An 11,078-nucleotide genomic window follows, 5' to 3' on the forward strand; every position below is an offset into this window, starting at 1 on the left:
GCTCCATGAGAGCAGCAGACAAGCGCGAGCGCGGGGGACGGAGAGGTTTGATCAAACAGGTGCCAGAAACGCTGAAACCTCGCTAGGGTGCCACCCCTCATTAACTGTCAGCTCAAACAGCGCAGACAGGTCCACCAGCATCGCTGCAGGCCACCACTCTCGATCGGGATGAATCCCCGGAGCGGCCCCGCCGTCAGCTGTCGTCGGACTTGAGAAATGCGCCAAGTCCGGTTCGCAGCTGCGGATGCAGAGTTCGCGTTACCGCACTGCCAACAGTCCACTCGGCGGCCGACTTCCCTGCCATGCGAAGCCCTTCCAGAGCAGCGACCGCATCCTCAGGCGTCCGGATTTTCTGCAGAATAGCGACGGCCACATCACGAACATGCCAGCGATTGTGATAGGTGCCGAGATGGGTGAGTCCACGAATCGCCTCGCGCAGGATGATCGGATCGTTCGTAACGTCCACAGCACGGCGAGCGAAGTTCGCAAGAGCGTCACACCTCCCGAAATCAAAAGCTCCCTCCAAGCGATTCGTGAACGCCTGGAAGACGCCAGTGAATCCTTCAGGGTTCTGCTCCCACCACCACTCCACGGAGCCCGACGGCAGACCACTAAGGGCCCAGGAGAAGTCCCCCATGTCCTCGTAATCACTGAAATCCAGTTCGTCTGCCCAGCGGACGAACTCGTCTAGGGCGGCTTCATCCGCGATTCGACCGGCCTTCAGTCGGGGGCGCAGACGCTCCGCCTTCTCCTCGGCGGTTTCCCATCGCCCGGACGGCGCCGGGGCGACCGCCGCTTCGATGGCAGCCAGCAACTCGGTCGCACTGCCGTGGCGCCGAGTGCGGTCCTGAGAGATCGCACGCTGAACCACGGACCTCAGGGGCCCGGCTGGCACGTCATCGTCCACCGGAGTGCTTCCCGTCAGGAGCGCCTGCATGATCTTGCCTGCGGAGTAGATGTCCGCACGCTCATCAACATGCTTCGCGTCCCTCCACTGCTCAGGAGCGACATAAAACCTAGTGCCCATGCCATCGAAGGTAGAAGTCAGGAGGCCACTCTCCTCCACCACTCGCGCGAATCCGAAATCAGCAATGGCCCAGACTCCCTCTGAAGTCCGCAGCACATTCGCTGGTTTGAGATCACGGTGGAGAACCCCCTCGCTGTGGATATACGCAAGACCAGCACAGATCTCCCGCATCACGACGGCCACATCCTCGGCCTTCATGACACCGCTGACCTCATCGGAAAGAACACCTCGTGCGAGCGGCATTGCATACCAGAGGCCCAGCTCATCGTCCTTCCCGCTCGCTAGCAGCGTCATAACATTCGGATGGCCGAGCGTGGACATCAGGCGAAGTTCCCGCTCGAACCGGGCGACAGTATCCGCGTCGAGTGCATGCGTCTGCTGCAAGACCTTAACCGCCACCCGATCATCCTCGGCCGCCTTCAGGTCACGCGCGCCGAACACGACCGCGAACCCGCCGCCTCCGATCTCCGCCCCGATCTCGAAACGGCGCCCGACGGAGCGCGGCTTTCCGGCAGGGGCGGGTCGCCCCGCCCCTCGCCTCAGTCCGCTGCTCCCCCAACGCCGGATGACGTCAAGATCCCAGATCTCGCCAGCACTGAGGACCGCCACGGGGGCCGGGAAGTCATCGCCCTGACGGAGCTTGGCGACCTGCTGTCGGCTGACTCCAAGTTCCGCCGCCACTTCCGAGACTCCGCCGATGCGAACGAACGGCCTGATATTAGCTGTCATGAGGTCAACCATACGCGAATAGTTGACCTCATGACGCCAATTATCTCGCGGTCCCGTACTTCGTGGACATGGAAGACACGGCCGCACGGACGACGCACGCGACTGAGCGCGGGGTGCCGTCAGGACAGAAACCTGTACAGAGTGCCATCCGTCATCGATATTCAGCGCCAACTAGCTCTGAAAACCCTCTTCGCCACCGCAGGTCAGCATCCACATCTAGTGCCATCCGCGACTGAAATCCTCAATCAGCCCTTGCTGGGCCGGGGGTTCGAGGTCCCCCAGAAGGAGCAGCCGCAGACCGCCACGCGCCGTGACCAGCAGGGTGACGCTGGAGTCGTTCGGCTCCTCCGGTACGCCGGCGGCCGCCCCCTTCGCCCTCGTCCCCGCCGCTCCCGGCCAAAGGACCTGCCAGTCCAGGGCCCCGATGCGCCGGTGCTCCCCGGCGGCCGCCGGAATGACCGGCACTCCCGCCGCGGCTGCGCCCCTCCGCGCGAACGCCGCCTGCTCCGGGGGCTGTTCGAGGCCGGTGGTCTGGACCGCCCCCACCGACCGCCCCCGTAGTACGCCGGGCAGCCCGCGCACATGGTCCGCGTGGAAGTGGGTCAGCACCAGCAGCGGCACCCGTCTCACGCCCAGCTCCCGCAGGCACCGGTCGACCGGTGCCGGTTCGGGCCCGGCGTCCACGACGACCCCGGCTCCGTCCCCGGCCGCGAGCACCAGCGCGTCGCCCTGACCGACGTCGCACATGGCGAAGGCCCAGTCGGGCGGAGGCCATCCCGTCACCATGCGGGTCAACGGCACGGGTCTGAACACCGCGAGCACCAGGAGCAGGGCGGCGGCCGAGCAGATCCAGGGGTGCCGACCCGAGCGGCGGGCGCCCAGCACCACGAGCAGGGTGATCCCGGCGAGCAGCCCGGCCCCTCCCCAGCCGCCGGGCCAGGCCGTCTCCGCGCCGGGCAGCCCGGCACCCGTTCTGGCGACGCCCGCGATCCACTCCACCGGCCACCCCGCGATCCGGGCCAGCATCTGTGCCGCTGGCATCGACACCGGCGCCACGGCGAGCACGGCGAACCCGAGGACCGTCGCGGGCGCCACCGCGAACTCGGCGAGCAGGTTGCACGGGATCGCCACCAGGCTCACCCGGGAGGCCAGCACCACGATGACGGGCGCGCAGGCGACTTGTGCCGCCGCTGCGGCGGCCAGTACCCCGGCGAGCCTGGGCGGCACCCCTTTCCGGCACAGAGCCGCTCCCCAGCGCGGCGCGACGGTGAGCAGCGATCCGGTCGCGAGGACGGAGAGCAGGAAGCCGTAGCTCCGGGTCAGCCACGGGTCGTACAGCACCAGCAGCAGAACTGCCGCCGCCAGCGCGGGAATCAGGGTTCTGCGCCGGCCGGTCCCGATGGCCAGGAGCGTGATCAGTCCGCACGCCGCCGCGCGCAGCACGCTCGGCTCCGGACGGCAGACGATCACGAAAGCGAGGGTGATCAGGCCGCCGATGAGCGCGGTCGCACGCAGAGTCAGCCCCAACCGGGGTGCGAGACCTCGCCGCTCCGCACTCAGCGCGGCACTCGGAGGGCCGATCAGCAGAAAGATCAAGATTGCGAGATTCGATCCCGAAACAGACAGGAGATGGGTGAGATCGGTGGACCGGAAGGCGTCGTGCAGTTCGGTCGGGACGCGCGAGGTGTCCCCCACCACCAGCCCCGGCAGCAGCGCCCGGGCGTCCGGGCCGAGGTCCTCGGTCGCCCGGCGCAGCCCCTCGCGCAACTTCCCCGCCGCACGTTGCGTGAACGCGGGTCCGGCGACGATCCGTGGCGCAGCACCCGCGGTCACCCGCAGAGTGGCCGCACTCCGCTCGCCCTCGCGCATCGGGGGGACGAGCCGGCCGCTGATCCGCAGACCGGTGGAGGGCAGCAGGCCCTGCCACGCCCTCGTCGCGGCCCCGGGCGACACCATCAGGACGACCGGCGTGCGGAGCCGGTACACGTCCCCGCCGGGACCGGAGACCAGGCCGGGACCGGGGCGGGCAGCGGTGCCCGAGCGGGAGCCGGAACGGGCCCCCGGGAGTGCGAGCCGGGTGATCTCGGCGTCGATCAGCAGCAGGGCCGGCATGCTCCTGCTGCCGCGCACCTGGGCCCGGGTCCGTACCGGGTCGGCGGTGACCCTCACCTCCACTTCCACCTCCGTGTGCGTCCGCGCCAGCCCCGGTACCGGACCCCGGCGCACATCGGCCCCGTGCAGCCCCGCCGAAGCGGCACCGGCCGCCGCGCACAGCAGTACGGCGCTCACGGCGATCCTCCCGTCGGGCCGCCCGCCCCTCTTGCCTCGCGCGGCGCGCAGGAGCGTCAGGGCCGCCACGAGACAGACCACGACCCCGGCCGCCGTCCATGCCCCCGGCAGGACGAGACAGAGCGCGGCCGACGCCCAGGCGGCGAGAGCCGGAAGTACCAGCCTCAGATCCGCCGGCCCTTCCTGCCCCGCACCCGAACCGGTGCCGGCGCGGGTGCGGGTGCGGGTGCGGGCGGAGCCCACCGGGCGGCCGGGCCCCGCGCTCGCACAGGCCGCCGGGCCGACGCCCCGGGTCATGGCCGTACCAGGGGCTGGAGATCGGCGAAGCGCCGGTCACCGATGCCCGTGACTTCCCGCAGCTCGTCCACGGAGCCGTATGCCCCGTGCTCCAGGCGGTGGTCGACGATGTGCTGGGCCAGGACCGGCCCGACCCCCGGAAGCGTCTCCAACTGCTCGGCGGTGGCGGTGTTGAGGCTCAGCGGACCGGCCTGCACCGCGCCGTCGCCCTGCCCCGGCGCCCCGGCCGTGCCCGAGGGCTGCGGAGCCATGGGGAGTCCGACCACCACCTGTTCACCGTCCACGAGGATCCGGGCGCGGTTGAGACCGGTGGTGTCCGTCCCCGCGAGCACGCCCCCGGCGGCGTGCAGCGCGTCGGCGACTCTCGCTCCGGCCTTCAGGTGCTGGACTCCCGGCCGCCGCACCTTGCCGTTGACGTCGACCACGATCCGGTCGGCCGCCATGGTGTCGGGAGTGGTGACGGACGGCGGCCGTGCCGGCGGGGACGGTGGTGACGGCACCGGATCCGCACCGGCGTTCTCCGTCCGCGCCACGGCGGACCCCTCGGCCGCCACCCGCACCGCGTCGGGCACGCGCACGCTCTTCGGCCCGGCCGACCAGAAGTGTGCCCCCGCCAGGACCGCGAGGCCGGCCAGGACCACGCCGAGGGCGGTCACCGTCCTCGGTTCGAGGCCGCAGCGGAGCTGGAGCCATAGGGGTAACCGCTCGCGAAGAGCGGACGCGCTCCGACTCGGCGCTCCCGTCCGCGCCTGCCGAGGCTCGTCGCCCGCACGGATCCGGGCGGCACGGATCCGGGCGGCACGGGTCCGGGTCCCGGCCCCCTCCTCCCCCTCGGCCTCCACCGCACGGACGACCGAGGCATCCGCCTCCACCGCACGGACGACCGAGGCGTCGGCCTCCACCGCACGGACGGGCAAGGCGTCGGCGGGCAGCGCATCGCCGAGCAACGCGTCGGCCCTCCGGCGCGCGGCAGCCGCCGTCTCCTCGGTCGGCCGCCCCCTGGCGCGGCGTCCCGGGCCCGCGCCGGAAACGGCGACGGCAGCGTCGGCGACCGGAGCGCCGGTGGCATGAGCGGGGTCAGCCCGCGGGGGTTTCGCGGAGCCGGGAAGAGCCGGGACGTCGAGGACGGGCGCGGAGGAGAACGGACGCGGAGGTGCTGATCGAAGAGCCATGCCTCAGGACGTTAGGCACTCCCGCACGAACTCGCTGAGCAGCCCCGATTTCCGTGGAAAACCGCCCAGTTGTGGATAACTCCATCACTCGCCGGAGGGACGACGGACGAGGAGCCGATCGGTCACCGCGCCGAAATCACCGCGCCGAGCAGCCCCGGCCCCGTGTGCGCTCCGATCACCGCGCCGACCTCGCTGACATGCAGGTCCACGAGTCCTGGTACCCGCTCCCGCAGGCGCTCCGCGAGCCGCTCGGCCCGGTCCGGGGCGGCGAGGTGGTGCACCGCGATGTCCACCGCACCCGTACCGGCGCGGTCGGCGACGATCTCCTCCAGCCGGGCGATGGCCTTGGAGGCCGTCCGCACCTTCTCCAGCAGTTCGATGCGCCCGCCGTCGAGCTGGAGCAGTGGCTTCACGGCGAGCGCGGACCCGAACAGTGCCTGGGCCGCCCCGATCCGGCCGCCCCGGCGCAAGTAGTCGAGGGTGTCCACGTAGAAGTACGCGGAGGTGACGCGGGCCCGCCGCTCGGCCGCCAGTACCGCTTCGTCCAGGCCGCCGCCAGACTCCGTGGCCTCGGCCGCCGCCAGCGCGCAGAAGCCGAGGGCCATGGCGACCATCCCGGTGTCCACCACGCGCACCGGCACCGGAGCTTCCTTCGCCGCCAAGAGCGCGGCGTCGTACGTCCCCGAGAACTCGGCGGACAGGTGCAGCGAGACGACTCCGGTCGCGCCCGCTTCGGCCGCCGCCCGGTACGTCTCGGCGAAGACCTCCGGGCTGGGACGCGACGTGGTCACCGAACGACGCTTCTGGAGTGCCACCGCGAGCGAACGGGCCGAGATCTCCGTGCCCTCCTCCAACGCCTGGTCGCCGAGGACGACGGTCAGCGGCACCGCGGTGATGCCGTGCCGCTCCATCGTCCGGGGAGGCAAGTAGGCCGTTGAATCGGTAACGATCGCGACATGGCGGGACATGAGCCGGAGATTACCTTCCGGGGCAGTGGTGCGGCAGCCCGACCCCGGGCCGCTGACCTTCAGGGACGGTGCGGGAGGCATCTTGCCACCTGTGGGGACACCACCCATCACTCCGCATGCCCCGTCCGTCCCCTTCTCAGGCCACCGGACGAGACCGCTGACCGGGACCGCTCGACGAAACCGGAAACCGGCGCACAAGACCGCCGCCCGGGACCGCTGAACCGGACCGCCGGAAGGGAACCGGCCGGGCCGTTCCCGTCGGCTCTCAGTTCGTCGTCTCCGGCCGGGCCGATTTCTGCCACGGCCGGCCGATCCACCCGGCGGGGCCGGACTCCGGCAGCTCCCGCCCCGCCCCCGACCCGGCGGGACCGGAGCCCCGGGCCGCATCGGACCGAGGCGCCTGGGACGGAGGAGGCGGAGAAGACGAGTGAGACGGAGGAGACTGCTGGGACGACCGGGGTGCCGTCCCCGGCTCCTCGTCCGTCCAGTGCCGCAGCGCCCCGGCCTCCACGTCGATCTGCGCGTTGAGGGCGTCCAGGTCGTCGTCGGCGAACCGCCTGGCCCGGTCCCGGGCCGCCCAGCGCAGCGAGTCGGCGGACCGCGTGATGCGTTCCGTGCGCTCCCGCAGTCCGGGCATCAGCTGCGCCAGCGTCGCCCGGTCGGGCTCCCGCTCCAGCCGCCTCAGCTCGTCGTCCAGTTCGCGGCCGTGCGCGCTGAGCCGCTGGAAGAGCCCCACGGACTCCGACAACGAGGCGTCCTCGGCGACCGAGGCCCCCAGGGTCTCCTGGGTGGCACGCATCGCGGTACGCAGGGAGAGCCTCAGCTGCGCCAGCTCGCCGCTGACACCGGGCTGGCCGTAGCTCTTCGCCCGCAGGGTGGTCTCCTCGACCGTCCGACGGGCCTGGGTGAGGGTCCTGTCGACGCCCCGCTTCGCCGCCTTGACGGCTTTCACCCCGGCGTACACGCCGAGGGCCACGAACGCGGCGAAGAGCAGCGTCAGGATCAAGAGCAGGGTCTCCATGAACGCCCCTCGGCAGTCGACGGCCGATCGGACCGGGAAGTCGGATCGGGAAGCTGGTCGCACACGGCTCGGGCGGCCACCGGTGACGGCCGCCCCTCCACCGTAAACGCAACGGGCAGGCCGAGGGTTCCGTCGGAACCCCCAACCTGCCCGTAGGGGAAAGCCCTGGCAACCGTGCCCGGCGGCCCTGGGCCCCGAATGGCGCCTCGCACCGAGCGCTCTACCCAGGATCCCGGCGCCTCACGCGAGGGCGGTCACGCGGGGACGATGTTGACCAGCTTCGGAGCCCGCACGATCACCTTGCGGATCTCGGCCCCGCCCAGGGCGGCGACCACGGAGGCGTCGGCCAGGGCCAGCGCCTCCAGCTCGGCGTCCGTGATGGACGGGGAGATCTCCAGACGGGCCCTGACCTTGCCCTTTACCTGGACGACGCAGGTGACGGTCTCGTCCACGACGTAACCCGGGTCGGCCACCGGGAAGTCCTGGTGCACGACCGAGTCGGTGTGGCCCAGCCGGCGCCACAGCTCCTCGGCGACGTGCGGGGCCAGCGGGGCCACCAGCAGGACCAGGCGCTCGGCCACCGAACGGGACAGCGGGCCGCCCGTCTTGGTCAGGTGGTTGTTCAGCTCGGTTACCTTGGCGATGGCCGTGTTGAAGCGCATTCCGGCCATGTCCTGGGTGACGCCGTCGATCGCCTTGTGCAGCGCGCGCAGCGTGTCCTCACCGGGCTCCGTGTCCACGACGGTGACCTGGCCGGTCTCCTCGTCGACGACATTGCGCCACAGCCGCTGCAGCAGGCGGTACTGGCCGACCACGGCGCGGGTGTCCCAGGGACGCGACACGTCCAGCGGGCCCATCGCCATCTCGTACAGGCGCAGGGTGTCCGCGCCGTACTCGGCGCAGATCTCGTCCGGGGTGACGGCGTTCTTCAGGGACTTGCCCATCTTGCCCAGGACGCGGCTGACCTTCTCGCCCTGGTAGAAGAACTGTCCGTCCCGCTCCTCGACCTCGGCGGCCGGCACCGGGATGCCCCGGGCGTCACGGTAGACGAACGCCTGGATCATGCCCTGGTTGTACAGCTTGTGGAACGGCTCGGCGGACGAGACGTGGCCCAGGTCGTGCAGCACCTTGGACCAGAAACGCGCGTACAGCAGGTGCAGCACGGCGTGCTCGGCGCCACCGACGTACAGGTCGACGCCGCCGGTCGGCTGTCCCTCGCGCGGGCCCATCCAGTACTGCTCGATCGCCGGGTCGACCAGCGCGGACTCGTTGTTCGGGTCCAGGTAGCGCAGCTCGTACCAGCAGGAACCGGCCCAGTTCGGCATGGTGTTGGTCTCGCGCCGGTACTTGCGCGGTCCGTTGCCGTCGCCCAGGTCCAGGGTGACGTTGACCCAGTCGGCGTTCCGCGACAGCGGCGGCTCCGGCTTGGTGTCCGCGTCGTCCGGGTCGAAGGTGCGCGGCGAGTAGTCCTCGACCTCCGGCAGCTCCAGCGGCAGCATCGACTCGGGCAGCGGGTGGGCGACGCCGTCCTCGTCGTAGACGATCGGGAAGGGCTCGCCCCAGTAGCGCTGCCGGCTGAACAGCCAGTCGCGCAGCCGGAAGTTCACGGTGCCCTCGCCGACACCGTGCTCCTTCAGCCACTCGGTGATCTTCGCCTTGGCGTCCACGACACCCAGGCCGTCCAGCGAGATCTCGTCGTTCGAGGAGTTGACCAGCTTCGCCTCGTACGAGGAGAAGGCGTCGTCCCACGTGGCCGTGTCGGTGCCACGGTCGTCCGAGGGCTCCACGACACAGCGCATCGGCAGCTCGAAGGCGCGGGCGAACGCGAAGTCACGAGTGTCGTGCGCCGGGACCGCCATGATCGCGCCGGTGCCGTAGCCCATCAGGACGTAGTCGGCGATGAAGACGGGTACCTGGTCTCCGCTGACCGGGTTGGTCGCGTACGCGCCGGTGAAGACGCCGGTCTTGTCCTTGGCCTCGGCCTGGCGCTCGACGTCCGACTTGGCGGCGGCCTGCTTGCGGTAGGCGTTGACGGCCTCGGCGGGCGTGGCGTGGCCGCCCGTCCAGACCGGATGGGTGCCCTCGGGCCAGGCTGCCGGGATGATCCGCTCGACCAGCTCGTGCTCGGGCGCCAGCACCATGTAGGTGGCACCGAACAGGGTGTCCTGGCGGGTGGTGAAGACGGTGATCGCACCGGCGCCGTCGACGGGGAAGTCGACGCGCGCGCCCTCGGAGCGGCCGATCCAGTTGCGCTGCTGCAGCTTGATGGCGTCCGGCCAGTCCAGGCCGTCCAGGTCGTTCAGCAGCCGGTCGGCGTAGGCGGTGATGCGCATGTTCCACTGGCGCAGCTTGGCCTTGAAGACCGGGAAGTTACCGCGCTCGGAGCGTCCGTCGGCGGTCACCTCCTCGTTGGCCAGCACGGTGCCCAGACCCGGCGACCAGTTGACCGGGGCGTCGGAGGCGTACGCCAGGCGGTACTCGCTCAGCAGGTCGGCGCGCTCGACGGCGGACAGGTCCTGCCAGGCACGGCCGTCCGGCGTGGACCGCTCACCGCTTTCGAACAGGGCGACCAGCTCGGCGATCGGGCGGGCCTTGTCGGCGTCGGTGTCGTACCAGGAGTTGAAGATCTGCAGGAAGATCCACTGGGTCCACTTGTAGTAGTCCGCCTCGATCGTGGCGAACGAGCGGCGCTTGTCGTGGCCCAGGCCCAGCCGGCGCAGCTGGGCCCGCATGTTCTCCATGTTCGCTTCGGTGGAGATCCGCGGGTGCGTGCCGGTCTGTACGGCGTACTGCTCGGCGGGCAGGCCGAAGGCGTCGAAGCCCAGGGTGTGCAGGACGTTGTGGCCGGACATCCGCTGGTGGCGCGCGTACACGTCGGTGGCGATGTAGCCCAGCGGGTGGCCGACGTGCAGACCCGCACCCGAGGGGTACGGGAACATGTCCATGATGAACTTCTTGGGCTTGGCGACCAGCTCCGGGTCGCCCGCCAGGTCGCCGGTCGGGTTGGGCGCCTCGTACGTGCCCTCGGCGTCCCAGAAGTCCTGCCAGCGTGCCTCGATGTCGGCGGCCATCGCCGCCGTGTAGCGGTGCGGCGCAGCCGTCTCGGCTGCGGAATTCGTCTCGCTCATGATCCTCAAAGCTCCATCGATCGTCATCTGCCGGCGCCCACGTCGAAGGACGCGCGTCTACGGAAACGAAAAATCCCCTCGCACAGGAGGGGACGCCGCGCCGAGTCCGACCAGGCGTTCTCACCGGTCGGTAGTGATCAGCGCGGCTCGCTAAGCAGAAGGCGTACGGCACGCATGGCGTCAGGGTACCGCACAGGGCCGGAGCCCCACCGGGAGCGGCCACCGACCGGACTGCCGGCCGGCGAGCGCGGGAGGGCCGACCGGGAAGCGGAAGGGTGCGGGGCGGCCGGAGGGACTGGAGCAGAGGGGAGGGCGGCCAGGAAACGGAAGGCGCGGGAGACGACCGGGAGGTCGGGGCCCTCAACTACGGGAAGCCGGCAAGGCGGCAAGGGCTGCAAGGGAACGAAGAAGACGGGAGAACGGAGAAGGCGGGTCATCCGATTCGGA

The 11,078-nt window shown here is 70.7% G+C and carries 6 protein-coding genes; all 6 read right to left on the reverse strand.

What is annotated here, in order from left to right; all coding sequences use genetic code 11:
• Nucleotides 1-193 precede the first annotated feature (193 nt).
• Nucleotides 194-1,756 carry a serine/threonine-protein kinase gene (locus ACFWEP_RS24650; protein WP_387372955.1) on the reverse strand — a complete coding sequence of 521 codons (1,563 nt, stop codon included), beginning with the start codon at nt 1,754-1,756 and terminating at the stop codon, nt 194-196.
• Nucleotides 1,757-1,972: 216 nt separating this feature from the next.
• Nucleotides 1,973-4,342: a ComEC/Rec2 family competence protein gene (locus ACFWEP_RS24655; RefSeq protein WP_387372957.1), complete on the reverse strand. Its 2,370-nt coding sequence runs from the start codon at nt 4,340-4,342 to the stop codon at nt 1,973-1,975.
• Nucleotides 4,339-5,514, reverse strand: coding sequence for a helix-hairpin-helix domain-containing protein (locus ACFWEP_RS24660; RefSeq protein WP_387372959.1), 1,176 nt, complete (start codon nt 5,512-5,514; stop codon nt 4,339-4,341). Before ACFWEP_RS24660 ends, ACFWEP_RS24655 begins: the two co-directional genes overlap by 4 nt.
• Nucleotides 5,515-5,636: 122 nt before the next feature.
• A complete protein-coding gene (locus ACFWEP_RS24665; RefSeq protein WP_387372961.1) occupies nt 5,637-6,482 on the reverse strand; it encodes a DegV family protein in 846 nt (281 codons plus the stop codon).
• Between the two features lie 265 nt (nt 6,483-6,747).
• A complete protein-coding gene (locus ACFWEP_RS24670) occupies nt 6,748-7,503 on the reverse strand; it encodes a hypothetical protein (RefSeq protein WP_387372963.1) in 756 nt (251 codons plus the stop codon).
• Nucleotides 7,504-7,757: 254 nt separating this feature from the next.
• A complete protein-coding gene (gene leuS, locus ACFWEP_RS24675; RefSeq protein ID WP_387372964.1) occupies nt 7,758-10,631 on the reverse strand; it encodes a leucine--tRNA ligase in 2,874 nt (957 codons plus the stop codon).
• Nucleotides 10,632-11,078: the final 447 nt, after the last annotated feature.

This window comes from Streptomyces sp. NPDC060198, from assembly GCF_042728415.1.
Taxonomy (GTDB): domain Bacteria; phylum Actinomycetota; class Actinomycetes; order Streptomycetales; family Streptomycetaceae; genus Streptomyces.